At 41.1% G+C, this 21432-nt stretch carries 18 protein-coding genes; 1 reads left to right on the forward strand and 17 read right to left on the reverse strand.

Annotation, left to right across the window (positions count from 1 at the left end; genetic code table 11):
* The 13 genes from nrdD to argR form a co-directional block, all read right to left on the reverse strand.
* Entirely contained in the window at positions 1 to 2217 is a 2217-nt protein-coding gene (gene nrdD, locus ACFORE_RS03225) for an anaerobic ribonucleoside-triphosphate reductase (RefSeq protein ID WP_235280796.1), read from the reverse strand.
* A gap of 117 nt (positions 2218 to 2334) precedes the next feature.
* Positions 2335 to 3915, reverse strand: coding sequence for a glycosyltransferase family protein (locus ACFORE_RS03230; RefSeq protein WP_167829292.1), 1581 nt, complete (start codon positions 3913 to 3915; stop codon positions 2335 to 2337).
* A 186-nt stretch (positions 3916 to 4101) separates the two neighbouring features.
* Complete coding sequence (locus tag ACFORE_RS03235; RefSeq protein ID WP_154454978.1) at positions 4102 to 4401, reverse strand: DUF1292 domain-containing protein; 300 nt, start codon at positions 4399 to 4401, stop codon at positions 4102 to 4104.
* Between the two features lie 12 nt (positions 4402 to 4413).
* Positions 4414 to 4833, reverse strand: coding sequence for a Holliday junction resolvase RuvX (gene ruvX / locus ACFORE_RS03240; protein ID WP_154454977.1), 420 nt, complete (start codon positions 4831 to 4833; stop codon positions 4414 to 4416).
* Positions 4830 to 5099: an IreB family regulatory phosphoprotein gene (locus tag ACFORE_RS03245; RefSeq protein WP_154454976.1), complete on the reverse strand. Its 270-nt coding sequence runs from the start codon at positions 5097 to 5099 to the stop codon at positions 4830 to 4832. The genes ruvX and ACFORE_RS03245 overlap by 4 nt, the downstream gene beginning before the upstream one ends.
* 227 nt (positions 5100 to 5326) lie before the next feature.
* The gene (gene spx / locus ACFORE_RS03250) at positions 5327 to 5725 is read right to left on the reverse strand and encodes a transcriptional regulator Spx (RefSeq protein ID WP_154454975.1); all 399 of its coding nucleotides are present in this window, start codon (positions 5723 to 5725) and stop codon (positions 5327 to 5329) included.
* Positions 5726 to 5823: 98 nt separating this feature from the next.
* A complete protein-coding gene (recA, locus tag ACFORE_RS03255) occupies positions 5824 to 6999 on the reverse strand; it encodes a recombinase RecA (protein ID WP_380434967.1) in 1176 nt (391 codons plus the stop codon).
* Between the two features lie 48 nt (positions 7000 to 7047).
* The gene (locus ACFORE_RS03260; protein WP_294050055.1) at positions 7048 to 8307 is read right to left on the reverse strand and encodes a competence/damage-inducible protein A; all 1260 of its coding nucleotides are present in this window, start codon (positions 8305 to 8307) and stop codon (positions 7048 to 7050) included.
* Between the two features lie 51 nt (positions 8308 to 8358).
* On the reverse strand, positions 8359 to 8952 hold the full coding sequence (gene ruvA, locus ACFORE_RS03265) for a Holliday junction branch migration protein RuvA (RefSeq protein ID WP_154454972.1): 594 nt from the start codon (positions 8950 to 8952) through the stop codon (positions 8359 to 8361).
* Position 8953: 1 nt separating this feature from the next.
* On the reverse strand, positions 8954 to 10894 hold the full coding sequence (gene mutL / locus ACFORE_RS03270; RefSeq protein ID WP_380434968.1) for a DNA mismatch repair endonuclease MutL: 1941 nt from the start codon (positions 10892 to 10894) through the stop codon (positions 8954 to 8956).
* A 109-nt stretch (positions 10895 to 11003) separates the two neighbouring features.
* Entirely contained in the window at positions 11004 to 13577 is a 2574-nt protein-coding gene (mutS, locus tag ACFORE_RS03275; RefSeq protein WP_380434969.1) for a DNA mismatch repair protein MutS, read from the reverse strand.
* Complete coding sequence (locus tag ACFORE_RS03280; protein ID WP_154454969.1) at positions 13564 to 13917, reverse strand: YlbF family regulator; 354 nt, start codon at positions 13915 to 13917, stop codon at positions 13564 to 13566. Before ACFORE_RS03280 ends, mutS begins: the two co-directional genes overlap by 14 nt.
* The gene (gene argR, locus ACFORE_RS03285) at positions 13914 to 14351 is read right to left on the reverse strand and encodes an arginine repressor (protein ID WP_154454968.1); all 438 of its coding nucleotides are present in this window, start codon (positions 14349 to 14351) and stop codon (positions 13914 to 13916) included. The genes ACFORE_RS03280 and argR overlap by 4 nt, the downstream gene beginning before the upstream one ends.
* Before the next feature lie 189 nt (positions 14352 to 14540).
* On the opposite strand from argR, the gene argS reads away from it, so the two are divergent.
* Complete coding sequence (gene argS / locus ACFORE_RS03290; RefSeq protein ID WP_154454967.1) at positions 14541 to 16232, forward strand: arginine--tRNA ligase; 1692 nt, start codon at positions 14541 to 14543, stop codon at positions 16230 to 16232.
* Between the two features lie 39 nt (positions 16233 to 16271).
* Here the strand turns inward: argS and ACFORE_RS03295 are convergent, their stop codons facing one another.
* The 4 genes from ACFORE_RS03295 to aspS form a co-directional block, all read right to left on the reverse strand.
* The gene (locus tag ACFORE_RS03295) at positions 16272 to 17687 is read right to left on the reverse strand and encodes a prolyl oligopeptidase family serine peptidase (RefSeq protein WP_154454966.1); all 1416 of its coding nucleotides are present in this window, start codon (positions 17685 to 17687) and stop codon (positions 16272 to 16274) included.
* Between the two features lie 94 nt (positions 17688 to 17781).
* Entirely contained in the window at positions 17782 to 18642 is an 861-nt protein-coding gene (locus ACFORE_RS03300) for a YitT family protein (RefSeq protein WP_154454965.1), read from the reverse strand.
* Positions 18643 to 18664: 22 nt separating this feature from the next.
* The gene (locus ACFORE_RS03305; protein ID WP_235281058.1) at positions 18665 to 19606 is read right to left on the reverse strand and encodes a YitT family protein; all 942 of its coding nucleotides are present in this window, start codon (positions 19604 to 19606) and stop codon (positions 18665 to 18667) included.
* Positions 19596 to 21344: an aspartate--tRNA ligase gene (aspS, locus tag ACFORE_RS03310; RefSeq protein ID WP_235281059.1), complete on the reverse strand. Its 1749-nt coding sequence runs from the start codon at positions 21342 to 21344 to the stop codon at positions 19596 to 19598. Before aspS ends, ACFORE_RS03305 begins: the two co-directional genes overlap by 11 nt.
* Positions 21345 to 21432: the final 88 nt, after the last annotated feature.

The following is a 21432-nucleotide window of genomic DNA, read 5'->3' on the forward strand; positions in this document are numbered from 1 at the left end:
TTAAGCACGGTGTTTGCTATAACCCCCAGGATTTTTAATAGTAGAGCCATTCATGTGTTTAACACGAGCAGAAATTTCTTTGTGGCGACCATTAACCATTGGGCGAGCTTGCGGATTTCCTAGGTAACCACATGTTCGTTTGACAACATCAACGGTTTTAGGGTCGCTATTACCGCAGTTTGGGCAGACAAATCCGCGTTCTGTTGGCGTGAAATCTCCTTCAAAACCACATTGGTAACAACGGTCGATTGGGGTATTGGTACCAAGATAACCAATACGTGTATATGCATAATCCCAAACAGCTTCCAAGGCTTTTGGATTTTGTTGAAGCACTGGGTATTCACAATAATGAATGAAACCACCAGTTGCACCAGCTTCTGGATAAGCTTTTTCAAAATCTAATTTTTCAAATGGTGTTGGGTTCTTACGCACATCGTAGTGGAAAGAATTGGTGTAGTATTCCTTATCGGTAATGTCTTTCACAAGACCAAATTTCTCTGTATCCAAGCGGCAGAAACGGTCAGTCAAGCTTTCAGATGGTGTTGAATATACTGAGAAATGATAATCAAACTCATCTGACCACTCTTCACAGAATTGTTTCATTTTGCGAACGATATCAACCGTAAAGGCTTTAGCTTCAGCATTGCTTTCCCATTCAGGACCATAGAAAACGGTACCCACTTCGTAAAGACCAATGTAACCAAGTGAAACTGTTGCACGGCGATGACGGAAAAGTTCGTCCACATTGTCGTATTTGCCAAGACGTTGACCAAAGGCACCGTATTGATACAAAATAGGGGCATTGGCTGGCGTTGCTTCTTTGACGCGTTCGACTCGGTAAACCAAAGCATCTTTGGCAATACCCATGCGTTCATTGAAAATATCCCAGAATTTGTTCATATCGCCATTTGATTCCATAGCAATACGAGGAAGATTGACCGTCACAACCCCAAGATTCATACGACCTGAGTTGACTTCAACGCCATTTTCGTCTTTCCACCCTTGCAAGAATGAACGGCAACCCATTGGCGCTTTAAATGAACCTGTCAATTCAATGATTTTGTCATAAGACAAGACATCAGGATACATCCGTTTTGTCGCACATTCCAAGGCTAATTGCTTGATATCATAGTTTGGTGTGCCGACTTCTAGGTTAAGACCACTCTTCAACGTGAAAATTAATTTAGGGAAAATGGCTGTGCGGTGTTCGCTACCAAGCCCTTTGATGCGGATTTCAAGAATGGCTTTTTGAATTTCACGTTCAAACCAGTTAGTACCAAGACCAAAACCAAGTGAGGTAAACGGTGTTTGCCCATTTGACGTGAACAAGGTATTGATTTCGTATTCAAGGCTTTGCATCGCATCATAAATGTCTTTTTTCGTTTTGGTACGAGCATAGTCTTCACGAAGGTCTTCTGCTACCCAATCTTGAGCGTCTTTTAAGTGTTTTTTATAATTCAATTCAGCGTAAGGTGCCAAAAATTCATCAATGCGGTCTGCCGTACAACCACCGTATTGGCTAGAAGCTACGTTCGCGATGATTTGCGAAATTTGGGCTGTCGCTGTTTGAATTGATTTTGGACTTTCTACCTCAGCATTGCCAATCTTAAAGCCATTGGCCAACATCCCTTTAAAGTCAATTAAACAGCAGTTAGTCATTGGGGTATATGGGCTATAATCAAGGTCGTGGTAATGAATGTCCCCTTTTTGATGCGCATTAGCCACGTGTGATGGCAACATTTTAAGACCAATTGATTTGCCAACGATACCAGCCGTCAAATCACGTTGTGTGTTGAAAACTTCGCTATCTTTATTGGCGTTTTCATTGACAATGGTTTGATCCTTGTTCAACAATTTATCAATGGTAAAATTGATATCTGTTGCTTGCGAACGCGCAAAATCGCGCTTGGTACGGTAATTGATGTATTCTTGTGCGATGGCATATTCATTAGCTGCCAAAAGCTCATGCTCAACGATATTTTGAATTTCATAAATTTTAACATCGTCTTTAAAGCGGTCTATAATTTCCGCAATGATGTTATTTGAAATGGTTTCTAATTTTGCCTCAACAAGTGGGGATAATTTAGTCACATTATTACTTGCTTTTAGTAAGGCATTGTATATCTTTTCGGCTTCAAAATTAACAGAACGTCCATCACGTTTGATGACTTTGATTGCCGGTTGATCTGTTATTATTTCCTTTTCCAATGTAATCATAAGAATACTCCTTTGCCCGTCTATTATAACACGTTGACTCTAAAAAAATCAATATCTTGTGGCAAATCTTTTAGAAGAACACAAGATATTGATTTTATCGTTATTTATAGTTGTTTTTTACTTCTTACGATAAATCGTAAAGTCAGATACTTTTTTGACCGAAACGGTTTCGTAATTTGATTTTAAATCTTTTTGAACCACCTCAGGCAATTTCTCGTTTTTATGAACGATAACATAAGTCGCCACGTTTTGCAACAACTCATCTTCAAACACTTTTTGATTGTCATCTTTTGCTGTATTGACAAGCGGTGATGAAAATTGCGAACTACTTGGTAAGCCACTTTCTAAATAAATCTTAGAAGAACTATCCCAAACATAAATAGAATCTTCATCAGAAGTATTTGATGCCAAATAAGTAGCAATCGTTGAACGCTGGCTATTATCACCAAAAGTGATGATATTTGACACGATTGGACGTCCTATCCCAACAATCAAAACCAAAACAGGAAGGTAGAGGAACGTTTTCACATAAAACTCAAATGCACCTTTAGTGTTTCGAGAAGACTTTTGACGGCGATTTGAAGAACGAACCATATAGCGTTTGTAACGCTCGTCAAGTGCCACAGCAGTCAAAATCAAGCCAAAAGGCATCGCTGCCAACAAGTGATAGAACTCATACGTCTGTGATACCAAATCAAGCAGCAAAAAGCCGATAAATACCACGAAAATGAGGTATTTGACCATGCGGTCTTTGTTATCTTTAAGCACTTTGTTAAATGAAAGCAAGCCAAACAACAAGCCTGAAAAAAGCAGCAAGCCCACTTGGAAGAGCAAAGTCAAAAAGAAATTATGGTCACTTGTAGCAAAATAAGTAAATGGGTAAACAATGGCTTGTGAAATATAAGGCGATAAAATTTGCAAGTTCAACACAAAGTAACCAACAGTGTACAAAATGAGAATCATCCCAAAAATAATACACAGTAATTGGTAAAAGCCTCGCGCCAAATGTTTTTTTCTTGAGTTATAAACAATAATCGCAATAAAAGACAATAACCAAAAAACCAAGGTTCTTGGGTCTAAAAGCATTGACGCTGACCCTGCAAAGCCATACAAAATAAAGGCTTCATCTTTAATCAGACCTGCAAAGTATTTCGTCAAGAACCATAAAGACACCAATACAAACGGCATGGCAAATTGGACAGGATACAAGCCGCCAAAACCAAGAGCTACATTTAACAAGTAGAAAACACCACTCATACCCACGGCAAATCGTTGATTAGACGTGAAGTAATGGATGAGTTTGTAAAAATAAATCCCTGACACATAAAAAATGAGCACTTGAAGGGGAACCAGCCACAAGGTTGACCCTAGATAGTAAGCTAAGGCAATCAGGGTGTAATAAAGAAAACCACCTGTCGCAAACATATCTGTAAACGGCAACTGCCCTTTAGTAAACATGAAACCAACGTACAAATTTTGAGATTGCAAACTATTGGCCCAGTCCGTAAGTAAAGGATTGGCTACGGATAAGCATCCCACAATAATACTGATGATTAGCAGAAAAAACTTATGGCGTCTAGGAACCTTGGTGCTGATAGCCGCACCTTGCCTTTTAGGAGTAAAACCACTCGTACGTGACAAGCGACTATAAGACGGCACGCCATTTTGATTTAAATTCACTTCCTCTGATGTATTCACTTATTTTCTCCTTGAATTTCGTCCTTAATAAGTATAACAGAAACTAAACATTAGTCAATTTGATGATTATACCATAAAAAGCTAAAGGATGGCTAAAATAATTGAAAATAGGCTAAATCTCTGAACAAGAAAAAAGAACCGCACATCTTACGTGCAGTTCATCAGGAATCGCTTCATCCAGTATGATTAGTCTTCATCAATGAAGCTATTGAAAACTTCTTCAATCATATCCCACTCAGCGTCAGAGTCTTCAGGGATTGGTTGAAGGTCGCCTTCTGTTCCATCTTCATTTTCAGTGAAAGAATAAGCTTGGATTTCAATTTCACCTTGCTCATCTTCTTCAGCACCAGCAGGAACCAAAAGAACGTAATTCTTACCAAATTCTTCACGACCATCGATGGTCAAAAGAATTTCAAATAAGGTTTCATTTCCGTGCTCATCGACTAAGGTAATAACTTCATGTTCGTGTTCATGATTATGTGCCATGGGCTTTCTCCTTTAAAACATTCTATCCAAATAATTTTGTAAAATAAGCTGCGCAGCCAATTTGTCAATCACTTTTTTACGTTTGCCTCGACTCACATCAGCTTGTTCTACCAACATACGCTCTGCCTGTACGGTCGTCAAGCGTTCGTCTTGGTAATCCACAGGGATACCAAATAAATCCGCAATCTTGTCACCATATGACTTACTGACCTCAACACGAGGACCTTCGGTATTGTTCATATTTTTAGGCAGACCAACAACAAATTTATCGACTTTATATTCTTTAACCAGCTGACCTAATCGGTCAAAGCCAAATTCGCCAGCTTCTTCATCGATTTTGATAATCTCGACACCTTGAGCGGTAAAACCAAGTGGGTCACTAATGGCAACACCAACTGTTTTTGAACCGACATCTAGTCCCATTATTCTCATTTTAAATCAATTCCATTTCCTTTGAGATAATATCGAACAAGTTCTTCAACAATCTCATCACGTTCGTATTTGCGAATCTGATTTCTAGCATTGTTATAACGAGGAACATAAGCAGGGTCCCCACTCAAAACGTAACCTACAATCTGATTAATTGGATTGTATCCCTTTTCATCGAGAGAACGATACACTGTTGTCAAAGTCTCGCTGATTTCTTTTTTGTTTCTATCGTCTAAATTGAAGCGTACAGTTTCATCTGTAAATCCCATACTTACACCTTCTTTCTAAAACAGCTATCACTAACTATTATAGCCTATTCAAAAGGATTTCACAAGAATCTAACTTTATTTCAGTAAACTTTATCACCCTTTTTTCACACCATGCAAAAACACCTCAAACATCAGCCCACAAAGCCTACGTTTAAGGTGTTCTTATCAATCTGTTGCTGGCTAATCCTAACCATCAGCCCACTGTTATATGACCTTGAAAAACACCATCATAGTGCGGCACGAAGACGGGCTTCTGTGTTTTCTACATTACGAATAGAACGTGGTAGAAAAGCACGAATGTCATCTTCCTTGTAACCAACTTGAAGGCGTTTTTCATCAATCAAAATCGGACTTTTTAGGATACGTGGATTTTCTTGAATCAAGTCAATAACCTCACTCAAGCTCAATTCATCTAAATTGCAATCCAAGGCTTTGGCATAGCGGTTTTTAGAGGAAACAATACTCTCTATACCATTTTCTGTTTTTGTTAATATAGCTAAAATTTCTTCTCGGGTTAGCGGTTCTTTTCCTAAATTCTGTTCTTTATAAGGGAGCTGATGAGCGTTTAGCCAAGCTTTCGCTTTCTTACAGCTTGTACAACTAGAAATCGTATAAATTTTAATCATGTGTACTCTCACTTTCTATCCCATGATACTTGTATTATAGCACACTAATCTGAACGAAAACATGGGACCTAAGACCGATTTCTAACGAAAAACTGTTATTATTCTTCAATTTCGATCGTATCTTCGAGGTCAAGAACCACTTCGTCTGATGGTTCTTTTTGAGTTGGCTCTTCGTTGTCACTAGCAACTGGAGCATCAGGAGCATCAGGAGCATCAGGAGCATCAGCATCTTCAATTAAACCATAATGCACGCGCACTTTATGGTCAATTTCATCGAAGATTTCAGGGTGGTCACTCAAGTATTTCTTCGCATTCTCTGAACCTTGACCAATTTTGTCGTCATTGTAAGAGAACCAAGCACCAGCTTTCTTGATGATATTCAAATCACTGGCGATTTTAAGCAATTCACCCGTGCGTGAAATTCCTTCTCCGTACATGATTTCCACTTCAGCTGTTTTAAAGGGTGGAGCCACCTTGTTTTTAACGACTTTGATCTTGGTTTCTTTACCGATGCTGCTATCTTTTTGGTCACCTGTTCCCTTGATTTGTGTGTTACCACGCACATCTAGACGAATAGAAGAATAAAACTTCAAGGCACGTCCACCAGGAGTTGTCTCAGGGTTTCCAAACATCACACCAACTTTTTCACGCAACTGGTTAATGAAAATAGCGATGGTTTTTGTTTTGTTGATAGAAGCAGATAATTTACGCATGGCTTGGCTCATCATACGAGCTTGCAAACCAACGTGGTTATCACCAATATCACCATCAATTTCAGCACGCGGTACCAAAGCTGCCACTGAATCGACAACGACAAGGTCAACGGCACCAGAATCAATCAATTTCCCTGCAATCTCAAGTCCTTGTTCACCTGAATCAGGTTGTGATAACAAAAGTTCATCAATATTAACCCCAAGAGCTGCGGCATAAGATGGGTCCAAAGCGTGTTCAGCATCGATAAAGGCTGCCACACCACCTTCTTTTTGAGCTTGCGCAACGGCATGAAGGGCGACCGTTGTTTTACCTGAAGATTCAGGTCCGTAGATTTCAATGATACGTCCTTTAGGATAGCCACCAGCTCCAAGTGCAATATCAAGAGCTAAACTACCTGAGCTCATCACTTGAACTTTTTGTTCTGCACGCTCGCCAAGTCGCATCACAGCGCCTTTCCCGAAATCTTTTTCAATCATTTTCAAAGCATCATCTAGTGCTTTTTTACGCTCGTCACCAAATTTTTTAGTAACAGCTTCTGTTTTCTTTGTTTTTTTTGCCAAATTATTCCCTTTCTGATTATTCGAAATACGACTTTATTATACCAAAAATCAAATGTCTAATAAAGCTTGACGTACTAAGTTAAAAGCGTACAAAGTCGCGATATGACGGACATCTGAACGACTTTTACCACCGATATGAAGATGAATCGAACGGCAATCGTCTTTTGTCGAAATGCCAATAAAAATGGTTCCTGCTGGATGTCCTTCCAAACTATCTGGACCAGCAACGCCAGTCAAACCAATGCCGATATCTGCACCTGTCAACAAACGTGATTGTTCCGCCATTTTTTCAGCGGTAAAGTGACTAACCACACCATGTTCTTGCAAATCTTCTAATGGAATGTGCAACAATTTTGATTTTTCTTCCATGCTGTATGTCACAAAACCGCCGTTAAAGACGGAAGAGGCACCTGAAAAGTCTGCGATAGTGGATTGAAATAGCCCTGCGGTCAAACTTTCTGCTGCTGTAATGGTTTTATGGTGTTCTTTGAGCAATTGAAAGACCACACGCGCCAAACTATTATCATCACCATAACCGTAAAGCAATTCACTCAATGGGACATTATCCAAGGTTGATTTAGCCAAAATAGCTTGTTCCAATTGGTCTAATTTTACCTTAGCGGCAGCCTCATCTGCTGCTTTTGTTGACAAACGAAGTGTTACCTCACCTGTTTTAGCATAAGGAGCAATGGTTGGGTCTGTTTGATTGTCAATCAAGTCAGACAGAACGGTTACCAATTGGCTTTCCCCGATGCCAAAGAAACGCAAAACCCGTGAATATAGGCGTTCATTATGTCCTGACAAAAGAGGAACCAATTCATTTAAGACCATCGGTTTTAATTCACTTGGCGGACCTGGTAGCACGACGTAAGTAACGCCATCAACAGTTACCAAGTCACCCACAGCTAAACCTGTGATATTTTGCAAGGGCGTTGCCCCCTCAATTAACTGAGCTTGACGGTCATTGTTGGCCGTACGAACAAATTGGGGACGCGTTGCAAAATAGTCATTCAAACGTTGATTGGCTTCTTCGTTGATCACCAAATCGCGTTTGAGGTATTTTGCCAAAGTTTGTTTAGTTAAATCATCTTCCGTTGGTCCCAAGCCACCACACAAAACGATGAGGTCGCTTCTTTGACTGGCTAAATCAATAACCGACAACAGACGCTCTTCGTTATCACCTACGGTAGTTTGAAAAAAGACATCAATTCCCAATTTAGCAAATTCTTCTGAGAGAAATTGAGCATTGGTGTTGGTAATTTGACCTGTTAAAATTTCTGTTCCAACAGTAATCAGTTCAGCTTTCATAATGACCTCCTGCTTATTTATTCGTTTTTTAACTGTGTTTCACATGAAACATCAGCCCTTCATCAGCATCTTAAGACTTGATTTGATGTATTGTTCTGCTGTTTCATTGGTACCTTCAAAGAACTGGCGGATTTTCTTGAGTTCTGTGGCTTTATAGCCCAATGCCAAAAGAGCTTCCATGGCTTCTTCAAGCGGCTCGTTGCTTGCTGTTTTTGCCTGAGCAGCTCTGCCATTTTCCACAGGAACATCGACGAACTTCCCTGCCAAATCCAAAACCATCTGTTGCGCTGTTTTTTTCCCGATTTTTGGGAATTTCATCAAGTACTTGATGTCGCTCGTGTCAATCGCATGAACCAAGCCTTCGTTGTCATCTACGGCAATAATAGCTAGCGCCGTCGTTGGTCCAATCCCTGATACCGAAATCAAGTTCAAAAAGACGGACTTTTCATCTTCAGTATGAAAACCAAACAACAACTGAGCATCCTCACGAACAACTTGATGCACATAAATCTGCATCTCTTGATTAACTAAGTTTGAAAAACTGTAAGGGTTAGCCACATTCACGATGTATCCCAAACCGCCAGCCTCCACAACGATGTACTTGGCGGTGATTTTGGTTAATTTTCCTTTGATGTAATCATACATATCAATATTTTCCTAACTCTCTTAAACTAGTATGATTTTCTTGAATCCGACGGAACATTTTTTCCATATCTACTTTGGTGAAATGCACCAAGACAGGACGGCCATGCGGACAATTGTAGGGATTTTTACAGTGGGACAATTGAACCAATAAATGCCGAGCCGAGTAGTCGTCTAGTATATGATTGGCTTTAATTGAACGCTTGCAAGACATCATAATAGCCAATTCAGCACGGTACTTTTTCACCGATACATCATTAGTCAATAAAAGCATGTCGCACATTTCATAAACCGCCGACTCAATTTCTTCCTCCTTCATCCAAATCGGATGCTCACGTACGATAAAAGTATTGTTGCCATACGGCTCCAAATGGATACCGACTTGCTGCAACAAAGGCATTTTTTCTTGTAAAGCAATGAAATCAGCCCCTGAAAATTCAAAAAGATAGGGCATGAGCAGTTGCTGTAAAGAACTGTCAACCTCTCCGATTTTTTCGCGGTAATACTCGTATTTCACACGTTCTTGCGCAGCGTGTTGGTCGATGATGTACAAGCCATCTGTTCCCTGAGCAAAGAGATAAGTTCCATGCATTTGCCCAAAATAGTCCAACTCTGGGAAGGTTGACGACTCCTCCGTATCAAGGGTTTCAATCATCCTAGTAATTTTAGCTTTATTGGCAAAATCCAAAGCATCGTGTTCATCACCTGATGTTTCTGGCGTTAAACGTTGAGCGTATTTCACTGACGGTTGCTTGTCAACTTCCTTGACAATCTTGTCAACGTCATTAAACACCTGTCTTGGTTGCTCTTCGACGGTGTCAGATTTGACAAAAAAGTCTTGACGCTCCTTATCATAATACAAATCCGTTTGCTTTAAAGGAAGAGTGGTTTGTTCAGGTTTTGCTAACCCGCGTGTGCTTGATTTGGCAAGATTTTCAAGCGCATCTGGAATCAAATCCTGCTCTCGCAAGCTCTCTGAAATAGCCGAACTAATCAAAACCATTAACTCTTTTTCCTTAGAAATACGAACTTCCTGCTTTGTGGGATGGACATTGACATCCGCTAAATAAGGGTCAATTTGAATATCAATAACCGCAATAGGGAAACGCCCCACCATCAATTTCGAACCGTAGCCATCCAAAATAGCACGATTCAGCAAGAAATTTTTGATGTAACGGCCATTAATCAAAATGGTAATGTAATTCCGATTGGCACGTGTCAACTCAGGCAAACTAATGTATCCTGACACTTCAAAATCAAGGTCAGCATTAGAAATCTCAATCATTTTCTTCGCTGTATTGAGGCCGTAAATGCCTGCAATCGCCTGACGCAAATCCCCTGTTCCAGCAGTTATCGTCATCTGACGACCGTCATTTATCAATTTAAAAGCCACCTCAGGATGAGCCAAACTCAAACGATTGACCACATCCACAATGTGTGCCAATTCTGATTGAAGGCTTTTCATGTATTTGAGGCGAGCAGGTGTATTATAAAACAGATCCTCAACGGTGATTTTCGTGCCCACAGGGGTTGAAATGGGTTCTTGCTTTTCAATTTCGCCACCTTTAGCCACCAAAAGTGTCCCGTAATCTTCGTCCGCCGTTGCCGTCTTTAGCGTGAAATGACTGATTGACGCAATAGACGGTAGAGCTTCGCCGCGAAATCCTAGCGTTCGAATGCGAAAAAGATCAGCTTGACTTTTGATTTTACTCGTCGCATGACGTTGTAAACTAAGAGCAACATCTTCTTGGGCGATCCCTTCCCCATTGTCAGTCACTTGAATTTTCTTAAGGCCTGATTCCTCAACCTCTATCGTGATTTGACTACTCCCAGCATCAATCGCATTTTCCACTAATTCCTTGACAACGCTGGCTGGTCGCTCGATAACTTCACCCGCCGCAATCTGGTTAGCCAAAACTTCTGGTAACTCGATAATTTTACTCATATGATTCGTAGGGCTTTTCAAGCACCTTTATTCCTTTCGTTCTTGCTTGTTTAATTCTTATTATAACACAAACTAAAGAGGCCATCTCTTTTGAGATCACCTCTTGTGCTTACAGCATATTCTTCAGTTCATAAATAACATTCATGGCCTGCATGGGCGTCAAATTCATCAAATTAACTTTTCTGAGAGCCTCAATGACCTCTTGGTTAGCCGTGTCATCTGCAAAAAAATTAAGCTGCTCTACCTTAGGCTCTTCGTTATTGACTGGAGTTTCTTCAACCACCGAAGAATCCACTTCTGGCAGCAACTGCAGCTTGGCAGCACCAGATTCTAAGCGCGTCAAAATGCTGTCTGCACGTTGCAACAAGGATTTTGGTAAGCCCGCAATTTTAGCAACATGAATGCCGTAAGACTTGTCTGCAGGTCCTTCTGCAATTTTGTGAAGGAAAGTCACGTCACCACCTTTTTCAAGAGTCGCAACATGGACATTGACAAGTTGTGTCAAGGTTGTTGACAGAGTTGTCAATTCATGATAATGGGTCGCAAACATCGTCTTTGCTCCGATGTGGTCGTGAATGTATTCGATAATAGATTGGGCTAGAGCCATACCGTCGTAGGTCGCTGTCCCACGTCCCAATTCATCAAACAAAATCAAGGATTGCTGGCTGGCTCGCTTGATGGCTTGGTTGGCTTCCATCATTTCCACCATGAAAGTGGATTGCCCTGAAATCAAATCATCTGCGGCACCAATTCGCGTGAAAATCGCATCAAAAACAGGCAGATTCACTGCTTCCGCCGCAACGTAAGACCCCATTTGTGCCATGATAACCGTCAAAGCCAACTGACGCATATAAGTGGATTTACCACTCATATTTGGACCAGTAATCAATTGAATCGTCGTTTGCTCATCAAATGTAATGGTATTTGGAATGTATTCTTGGGTCCCCATGACTTTTTCAACCACCGCATGACGCCCTTTTTCAATATAGATTTCTTTCTGCTGGTTAAAACGCGGACGAACATAATGGTTATTTTCTGCGACAACGGCTAAACTTTGCAAGACATCAACCGTTGAAATGGCCTTTGCCAAATCCTGCAAACGTGTGATGTAACGCTCAACTTGCCCGCGCACGCGCATGAAAATATCGTATTCCAAGTTTGCTGATTCCTCGCGCGCCTCCAACATCTCCCCTTCGATTTTAGCTAATTCTGCCGTTCCAAAACGCTCTGAATTTTTCAGCGTTGCTTTACGGAAGAAATAATCAGGCACCAAAGACAGATTGGAATTGGTCACATGGAAATAGTAACCGTCTTTTTTGTTATAGTCGATTTTTAGATTGGCGATGCCACTTGCCGCTCGTTCTTTGGCCTCAATTTCAGCAATCCAGCTGGTTCCCTCACGCATGACTTTGCGGTATTTGTCCAAGGTTTCATCAAATCCCGTCCGAATAATACTGCCATCTGTAATAACCGCAGGCGCTTCTGGGTCAATCGCTGAGCGAATCAAGGATTCTAATTCTGGTAGGGTGTCAATATCCTTGACAAGCTTGTCAAGGTAAGGGCTGGCAAAGGATTCCAAAATAGCTTTGATTTTTGGAACTTGTGACAAGGTCTGACCCAGCTGCAACAAATCCTTGGGATTGGCTTTCCCAAAGGACACCCGACTGGCTAAACGTTCAATATCATAAACACCTTTGAGGCTGTCTGTCAAATCACTGCGCTCAAAGAAATGGTCCAAAAAGACTTGAACAATATTTTGCCGTTCGTCAATCTGCTCTTGGTTCACCAAGGGACGGTCAATCCACTGGCGCAACAGACGCATTCCCATCGCCGTCTTGGTTTCATCCAAGAGCCAGTAAAGACTGCCGTGTTTTTTGCCTGTGCGTGCATTTTCCAACAAATCAAGGCTTGATTTTGTCGTATAAGACATTTGCAAGTAGTCTTTGATGTCGTAGTGGACGAGCTTTTGCAGATGACTGAGTTCGCGTTTTTGTGTCGTATGAACATACTGCAATAATTTCTCTGCCGCAGAAATTTCCAAATCCGTCAAGGTTTGGTCCACCAAATGCACGTCTTCGTAGCGATCTTTTTCAAAAGATAAGAGCAAATTCAACTGTTTCACCAGATGGTGTTGCTCTGTTTCAGACAAATCATAGCCCACCACAATTTCACGAGCCTTAAGATTGAGGATTTCACTGCGAAGGCTTGAAAAATCAGACAAAATCGTCGAGAAAAATTCCCCTGTTGACAGGTCCATGTAGGCTAATCCAAGGGCTTTTCCGTCTGAATCAATTGCCACCAAAAAGTTATTGGCGCTGTCTGGTTTAGAAGAATCAACCGCCGTCCCTGGCGTGATAACTTGCACCACTTCACGTTTGACCACGCCAACCGCTTGTTTTGGGTCCTCCATCTGCTCAGCAATCGCAACCTTATACCCCATTTCAACCAAAACATCGATATACTGTTGGGCAGAATGGTAAGGCACACCAGCCATAGGAATTGGATTATCCGCATTTTTATTGCGACTAGTCAAACTAATCTCTAAAATCTGTGCAGCCTTGACGGCATCCTCGTAAAATAACTCGTAAAAGTCTCCCATGCGAAAAAGTAAAAAAGCATCTGGATAATCTTTTTTGATATCCAAATACTGTTGCATGCCTGGGGAAAGTTTATCTTTTGCCATTGCTTAACTCCTCGTTAATCTTTGTTTCCAAGCTATTTGTAATATATTGTACCAAATCACTGGCATCTTGCATTTTGTCCCGATAATCTTTGACAATCGGCAGTTCTGACAAGTCTTTTTGCAGCTGGTCCGCTTGTTCGCCAGCTTTTTCTTTGGCAACCTGTTTGTCAATCTTCTGATAAAGCACCGCTTCTTGCTGATAAGCCTTCATCTTATCGACTTGTTGCTCCAATTCTGGGAAAGCCTTAATTTTTTGCTCTGCTTTTTGAAAATACCGCACGCTATCATGCTGTTTTATCGCTTGAAGGAGGTTTTCTACTGCTTTATCGTAAGAACTCATACACCCGTCGCCAAATCTTTTTCAAAGGCTTTGGCCGTTTCTTCGTCTTTGCAAATAACCAACAAAGTATCCGCACCTGCCACCGTTCCGATAATTTCTGGAATCTCACTGTTATCAATCAAATTGGCTAAAACGTCAGCCTCCCCAAGATTGGTATGAAGGACCAGCATAAAACCAGCACGCGCAACTTTTAAAATGTAAGAGCGAACCGCAGCATCAAAAGTAGCTCCAACCACCTCAGCCAAGCTATAATACAATTTTCCAGACGCATCACGGAGCTTCAAAAGCCCAATTTCACGCAAATCACGCGACAAGGTCGCCTGCGTTACAGTAATACCTTCTTTTTGCAACAAATTTTTAATCTCTTCTTGCGTGCCAATATGACCCGTCTGAATCAAGTATTTAATACGGTTTTGTCGTTCTATTTTATTCATATAAGTTTCCCTTTATGTATATTTATCCTTAGAATTATACCAAAAAAAAAGAACTTTTTCATCACAATTGTAGGTATTATCTCTATTTTTATCCAGTTTTTAGACTTCAAGCATTTTCTTTTCTTCCATCTCGTTTATTTTTTATTTTTATGTTAAAATAATATGAACTAATGACTTTAGGAGAACATCATGGATACAAAACGTACTATTGCAGAACGCATTCACACTATTGTTCCAGAATTAGACCAAGAACAAGTTGTGAATCTGCTTGAAATTCCAAAAAATTCAGATATGGGAGATTTGGCTTTTCCTGCCTTTTCACTCGCTAAAATCCTCCGCAAAGCTCCTCAAATGATTGCAGCTGATATTGCAGGGCAATTGGATGCGACTGGATTTGAAAAAATTGAAGCGGTTGGACCATACATCAACTTCTTCCTTGACAAAAAAAGCATCTCTGCAGATGTTTTAGGAAAAGTTATCGCAGACGGTAGCCACTACGCTAGCCAGGACTTGGGACACGGACGCAACGTTGCTATTGATATGTCAAGCCCAAACATCGCAAAACCTTTCTCTATTGGGCACCTTCGCTCAACTGTTATCGGCGATAGCTTGGCTAATATTTTTGAAAAAATCGGTTATAAAGCTGTTAAAATCAATCACCTTGGTGACTGGGGTAAACAGTTTGGAATGTTGATTGTTGCCTACAAAAAATGGGGTGACGAAGCTGCCGTCAAGGCTCATCCAATCGATGAGCTGTTAAAACTCTATATTCGCATCAATGCTGAGGCAGAAACACAACCTGAGTTAGACGAAGAAGCACGCGAATGGTTCCGTAAATTGGAGGCAGGCGACGAAGAAGCTACTGCTCTTTGGCAATGGTTCCGTGACGAAAGCCTTGTTGAATTTAACCGCCTTTACAACGAACTTGGGGTTACCTTTGATAGTTATAACGGAGAAGCCTTCTATAACGATAAGATGGACGAAGTGGTGGACATCTTGACAGAAAAAGGCTTGCTTGAAGAATCGCAAGGTGCCCAAGTGGTTAACCTTGAAAAATACGGTATCGAACACCCAGCGCTTATCAAAAAATCAGACGGTGCCACGCTTTACATTACGCGTGACTTGGCGGCTGCCTTGTACCGCAAACGTGAGTACGATTTTGCCAAAGCCATTTACGTTGTAGGTAATGAACAATCAGCTCACTTCAAACAATTGAAAGCCGTTCTTAGCGAAATGGGATTTGAGTGGAGTGATGACATTACACACGTACCGTTTGGACTTGTGACCAAAGAAGGCAAAAAATTGTCAACACGTAAAGGTAACGTTATCCTACTTGAACCAACTATTGCAGAAGCAATCAAACGTGCCGAAGACCAAATCAATGCCAAAAATCCTAACCTTGCTAACAAGGAAGCCGTTGCCCACGCCGTTGGAGTTGGTGCTATTAAATTCTACGATTTGAAAACAGACCGCCTAAACGGATATGACTTTGACCTTGACGCAATGGTATCATTTGAAGGGGAAACAGGCCCTTACGTTCAATACGCTCACGCGCGTATCCAGTCTATCCTTCGTAAAGCTAACTTTACACCATCTGTCAACGATGTTTACAAACTTGACGATGCTGAAAGCTGGGAAATCATTAAACTCATTCAAGACTTCCCTCGTATTATCAAACGTGCCGCAGATAACTTTGAACCTTCTATCATTGCTAAATTTGCAATCAGCTTGGCACAAAGCTTCAACAAATACTACGCACACACACGTATTCTTGATGAAAGCCCAGAACGTGACAGCCGCCTAGCCCTCAGCTACGCTACGGCAACCGTTCTAAAAGAAGCCCTTCGTCTTCTTGGAGTTGAAGCACCTGATGAAATGTAAAACTAAAAAAAGCCGTTTATCACGGCTTTTTTTATGTCTTTAAAACGGTTTTTTCTGCACATTTAACCAGTCAAAAAGGTTGTGATAACATATGCCATTAACCTTCGCTTGGCTCCTTCCACCTTTGTCCGCATTATTTGGTGAAAATCCTGAAAGGTCTGTCGCCTTTTTAATATCAGCCATGGATTGCACACCAAACACCTCGTCATTGAAGAAATACAACCATGACCAGTGTCCTGGATAAGTCATCCCTTTGATGTCTGATCCTTCCACGCTTTCATAATAAGAAAACCATGCATTAGTCGCACCGCTATCTAACAGCGATTTGTAAATGGGAAGAGAATAGTTTTCAGGAGCAACAATCGTGTCATCTGCTGCATGGATAAACCAAATGGGAGTATCTTTGATAGCATTTAATTTTGCTTCATCAAAATAGACTTCGTCGGTCTGGATAAAGGTGCCATTATCAGTAGAAAGGGCATAAGTCCCATCAGACTGTCGTTGGTAGCAATGATAGGCATAAGCCGCAGCCTGCGGAATCAATGCCGCAAAATAATTAGGATTGTGAATGGCAAGATTTAAGGTCATGTAACCACCATTAGAGCAACCCGTCAGATACAGACGATTCTTGTCAATCTTAGGATTGCGGGATACAAAATCTTGAATGGCGTCCATAACGATGTCGGTATAACGAGAAACACCTGCCCCCACACCATTTTTTCCATCGCCTTCATCCATCCAGTAAGTCGGACATTGGAGAGCTAAGATATAAGCTCCCGTGCCGCCCTCACCCTCAAAATGAGCTTGAATCTTTGGTTGAGCCAGTGCCACAACCTTATTGCCCAACAAGGTGATGTCAACATCTGACCCACCTTCACCTTGCCCATGAAGCCAAATTAACAAAGGCAGTTTTTCTGCTGTTTTTGCAGTCTCAGGTTCATAAGCCACACACTGAAGCCTTAATGCTTCATCTTGCTTAGTCAAAGGATTGGTATAGGTTCCTGAGTACTCGCTATGATACTGGAAAGGAGCCACATCTGGTGATAAAAGGTTAGTAATAGCATTGTAATCCTCAATCTCAAGAGTTACAACCTCATGTCCCATAGTAACTAGCAAGCCCTTAATAGACACCTTGTAGTCACGAACCCACTCATGATGATAATTCGCACCATTGAAAAAGAAAGGGCTGGAAACATTCTTCATCTGCTTCTGGTCAAAAGTGACTGGCATCTCAATCGTCAGATAAACACTCTCATCACGCCCAATCAAGTGTCCCTCATTATCTGAAATATAAACCTGACTCACCTGACGGTTTTCACCAGCAGTGACCACAATCAAAGACTCCGTCGACACCGCCGAAATAGGATTTGCCAAAGTCAAAATGATTTTTGGAACTCCTGGCCCAAACTCATACCCCTTGATGTACAGTGCTATGCTATCAATACTATTTTTCATTTTAAATCTCTTTTCTTTTTGTTTGTAATCGGTTACATTTGCTGGTTAAAAATTAGAAATCATCCTACAACGTAGGTACATTTCTAATCGTGTTTTATTTCTTCCGTCTAATGTTAAAGTCTGACGATACAACTTCGTCAACGTCGATAATGGAGATGAAAGCATAGGGGTCTAATTCTGCCATAATGGCCTTGACTTCTCGGACTTCTGTTGGATTGAGAACAACGTACAAGACGTTTTTATCTTCGCCTGAATAAGCACCTTGACCATTTAGAAAAGTCACACCACGGTTGATTTCATTGAGGATAGCTGAGGCAGCTTCTTCTGATTTTTGGGTAATAATCAGCATACCACGTACAGTGTAGCCTCCATTTTGCACAATTGTCAAAACTTGACTATAAACAAAACTGGCAACCAAAGTGTAGAGCATGTGTTGTAAATCAATATAAACGAGGGAAGCTGTCAAAACAACGGCATCAATAAAGAGTAAGGTTTGCCCTAGTTTTAAGCCTAACTTTTCCTCAGCAATACGTCCAATGATATCTGTCCCACCAGTTGTAGCGCCGTAACGAAACACCAAACCACTTCCAGCACCTGAAAATAGCCCCGCAACAACAGCAACCAGCATCATATCATTTTCAAGAGTGACATGGATAGGAACCCGTTGCCAAAACCAAATGAAAAACGACAAGAGAACCGTTCCGTAAATGGTCAAAGCAAGCGAACGTTTTCCCAAAATCCTAGCCCCCAAAATAAACAAGGGGATGTTCAAAATCAAGGAAGAATAAGCAGGGTTAATGCCATAAAGAGCATGGACAATCAGCGTCACACCGGCAACACCACCTTCAGCAAGGGCATTGGCCATGTTAAATTTTACAAACCCGAAAGTGTAAATCGCTACACCAACGGCAATCAACAAGAGACGTTTGAGTTGTCCCAATCGTTCAAATGACATTTTCCCACCTCCAAAATCCTAATCAATCGTCCACAAAACGCCCAATAATATGGACATTTTCAGCAATTGATACAAAAGCTTTAGGGTCAGCTTTTTTCATCAAATATTTAAAATCATTGTATTCTTCACGCGTAATAATAGCAAGCAAAACTGCTTTCTTTTCGTGATTATAAGTCCCTTCTGCATCATTGATAGAAGTTACCCCGCGGTGTAATTTCGTGTGAATCATCGTAATCACTTTTTCGGGTCTGCTAGTCACAATCATGGCCTGCATTTTCTTTTGTTTCGTGAAAATCGCATCGGTAACGCGACTAGAAACGAAAATCGTCACCATTGAGTACAGAGCGTATTGCCAACCAAATAACAAGCCTGCAAAGAACATGATAATGGCATTGACAATGAGCGAGATACTGCCCACATCACGCCCCGTTTTTTTCCGAATGGTCAAGCTGACAATGTCCGTTCCACCACTTGAGATACGAGATCTAAGTCCAAAACCAACACCAGCTCCCATCACAAGCCCACCAAAAATAGCATTAATGAGCGGGTCTGTTGTCAAAGTAACTTCTGGAACAATCTGGATAAAGAAAGAACTCATGGTTACTGTGATTAGGGTAAAAACGGTAAATTTATGACCGATTTTGTACCAAGCCAATATCAGCAAAGGGAGATTTATCCCATAAAAGGCCAAGGAAATTGGAATTTTAAAACCAATCAACCGTTCACTAATTGCAGATAAAACCTGTGCAAAGCCAGTCGCACCACTAGAGTAAACATGCCCAGGTTGAAAAAAGAAATTCACCGCAATCGCAGACAATATCCCATAAAGAATAGATGCCGAAATTTTTTCGGCATACTTTTCTCTGGAAATACTCTGCATGGTTTTCAGTAGGCCATATTTTTCTGCCCACCGACTAACGACAAACTTTGTTTTCTTCTTGATAGGTGTTTTTCTAATCATCACTTTCAATAGCTAAAGCCAATTCGTCTAATTGCTTGTCTGAAACAAGGCTCGGTGCCTGTGTCATCGGGTCTGCTGCTTTATTATTTTTAGGAAAGGCAATCACTTCACGAATATTTTCTTCGCCAGCAAGAAGCATTACAAAACGGTCAAGACCAATAGCCAAACCACCGTGTGGTGGGAAACCGTAATTCATCGCTTCTAACAAGAAACCAAATTGGTCATTGGCTTCTTCTGCTGTAAAGCCAAGTGCTTTAAACATACGTTCTTGCAAGTCTTTGTGGTTAATACGCAAGCTACCACCACCAAGTTCGTAACCGTTAAGCACGATATCGTAGGCAACGGCACGCACTTTCGACAAATCACCTTCCAATTCATGTGCTGATTCTTCCGTTGGCAATGTGAATGGGTGGTGAGCTGACATATAGCGACCTTCTTCTTCTGACCATTCAAACATTGGCCAATCAACAATCCAAAGGAAATTGAATTGTGAAGTGTCAACCATGTCAAGTTCTTTGGCAATGCGTGTACGAAGAGCACCAAGTGTATTATTAGCCACTTCAAGCGTATCCGCAACAAAGAGCACCAAATCATTCTCTTCAAGTTGTAAACGTACTGTCAATTCGCTTTCAATACTTGTCAAGAATTTCGCAACTGGTCCACTGATAGCTCCATCTGTAAATTTGATCCAAGCAAGGCCTTTGGCACCAAATTGTTTTGCAAATTCTGTTAATTTATCAATGTGTTTGCGTGAATACTTGTCCGCATTTCCTTTAACCACGATAGCTTTGACTACTGGTGCTTGTGAAAATACTTTGAAGTCAACATCCTTGACAAGTTCTGTCAAGTCCCGTAAAAGCATTTCAAATCGTGTGTCAGGTTTGTCTGAACCATAATTGTTCATGGCATCATCATAAGACATACGTGGGAATGGTAGAGTTACGTCGATACCTTTGGTATCTTTCATAACTTTGGCAATCATTCCTTCAGTGATATCTTGGATATCTTTATCTGATAAGAATGACGTTTCCATATCCACTTGTGTAAACTCAGGTTGACGATCTCCACGCAAATCTTCATCACGGAAACATTTTACGATTTGGTAGTAACGGTCAAAACCAGCATTCATCAACAATTGTTTTGTGATTTGTGGGCTTTGTGGCAAAGCGTAAAAATGACCTTGGCTCACACGGCTTGGCACCAAATAATCACGCGCTCCTTCAGGCGTTGATTTTGTCAACATCGGTGTTTCAACGTCAATAAATTCAAGGTCGTCCAAGTAATTGCGGATAGAGTGTGTCACCTTCGCACGCAATTTAAAGTTGTTAAGCATTTTTGGACGGCGAAGATCCAAGTAACGGTATCGCAAACGATTGTCATCTGTCACATCAACATCATCTTTGATTTCAAATGGTGTTGTTTTAGCAGTGTTTAGGATGGTCAATGCTGACACTTTCAATTCAACCGCACCTGTTGGCAAGTTTGGATTTTCTTGTTCGCGTAAGGCAACTTCTCCTGTCACCTCGATAACGAATTCGTTACGAAGGCTTTCTGCTGTTGCCATAACGTCGCTTGAAACTGTTTCAGGATTGATGACCAATTGCATAATCCCTTCACGGTCACGAAGATCGATGAAAATAAGTCCACCTAAATCACGACGACGACCGACCCAACCTTTAAGAGTCACTTCTTGGCCAATATGTTCGCTACGAACACGACCCGCATACATTGTACGTTTCATTGCTATCTTTCTCCGTTTTTTAATTTATTCATTCCCACCTATTATAGCAAAAAGCACGAAAAAACCCCACCCATGCGGTAGAGTTTTT

It is taken from the genome of Streptococcus alactolyticus (genome assembly GCF_042649785.1).
Taxonomy (GTDB): Bacteria; Bacillota; Bacilli; order Lactobacillales; family Streptococcaceae; genus Streptococcus; species Streptococcus alactolyticus.